Raw genomic sequence first — 1,377 nt, 5'->3', positions numbered from 1 at the left:
GCACTGCAGAACCTGCTCCTGATGATGTTCGGCAGCCGCCCGATCGCGATCAATCTCTGGCCGTCGCTGACGCAGCCGATCATGATCGGCGGGCTCATGGTGCCTCGGCTGCAACTCGTCATCCTGGCCGTTACGGCGCTCGCGCTGCTGGCGCTGACACTCTTCCTGCAGCGCACCCGGTTCGGCACCGCCATGCGAGCGTCGTCGGAAAATTTCCTCATGGCGCGGATGCTGGGCGTTCCGGCGGACCGGGTCATCCTTGCCGCCTTCGGCATCTCCGGCGCGCTTGCCGCCACGGCGAGCCTGCTCACCCTGCCGCAGACCGGCATCGCCGACATCCGCATGGGCGATGGCATACTTCTGGTCGCCTTCGTGGCCACCGTCGTCGGCGGGTTGGGCAGCCTCACCGGCGCTGTGGTCAGCGCCTATCTCATCGGCCTGGTCAGCGTCTTTCTGCAGATCGCGCTGCCGCTCGCCGCGCGCCCTTATCGCGATGCGTTCGTCTACGCGGCCGTCATCGCGGTGCTCATGCTGAAGCCGGACGGGCTGTTCTCGGCCGGCAGCCGGTCGCAGAGGATTTGAGATGATCGGCGGCCGCTCCCTTCAGCGCCTCGTTTCGCGGCATGCCACGCCGGTCATCCTCTCGTTGGCGCTGCTTGTTGCCGTGCTTCTGCTCATCGGCTTCACCTCGCCCCTGATCGTGCGCGTCGGAACAGGCGCGCTGATCAGCGTCGTGCTGGTGGTCGGGCTTTTCATCTTCGTCGGCAACTCCGGCATATTGAGCTTTGGACATCTCGGCTTTGCCACCGTCTCGGCCTATGCCACCGCCTGGCTGACGATGCGGCCGGCGATGAAGAAGATGCTGCTGCCGGGTCTTCCCGAGATCATCCTGTCGGCGCAATGGCCTTCTTTTCTCGCCACGCTCGCCAGCGGTCTGCTTGCCGCGCTGGTGGCGTTGGTCAGCGGCATCTTCATCATGCGGCTTTCGGGGGTGGCCGCATCGATCGCCACGCTGGCGTTCCTCGCGATCATCAACACGGTCTATGCGAATTCCGATCCCATTACGGGTGGTGTCGGATCGCTTGCGGGCATTCCCACCGGCCTTGGCATCTGGGCCGTGCTTGGCTGGGCCGTCTTCGCTATCCTGGCCGCGCATATCCATGCCACGTCGGCTGCGGGGCTGGCACTGAAATCATGCCGGGAAGACCCGGTCGCGGCCGAAGCTTGCGGCATACGCGGCTTTCGTGTGCGTCTGCTGGCCTATGTCCTTAGCGGCTTCGTTTGCGGTATCGCCGGGAACCTCCAGGCCCGCTATCTCGGCGTCATCAGTCCCGACTCGTTCTATTTCGGCGCGACGCTGCTCGCGCTCGCCATGTT

At 65.1% G+C, this 1,377-nt stretch carries 2 protein-coding genes; both read left to right on the top strand.

Going from position 1 to position 1,377, the window contains the following annotated elements:
• Positions 1–582 (top strand): branched-chain amino acid ABC transporter permease (locus EN742_RS35105; protein WP_189375735.1); only part of this gene is annotated, 582 nt, incomplete at its 5' end.
• A 1-nt stretch (position 583) separates the two neighbouring features.
• Positions 584–1,377: branched-chain amino acid ABC transporter permease (locus EN742_RS35100; RefSeq protein ID WP_148670532.1), on the top strand; the 794-nt coding region annotated here is incomplete at its 3' end.

This window comes from Mesorhizobium sp. M4A.F.Ca.ET.020.02.1.1, from assembly GCF_004022645.1.
GTDB lineage: Bacteria > Pseudomonadota > Alphaproteobacteria > Rhizobiales > Rhizobiaceae > Mesorhizobium.
This window is presented reverse-complemented; position numbering and strand designations above follow the sequence as displayed.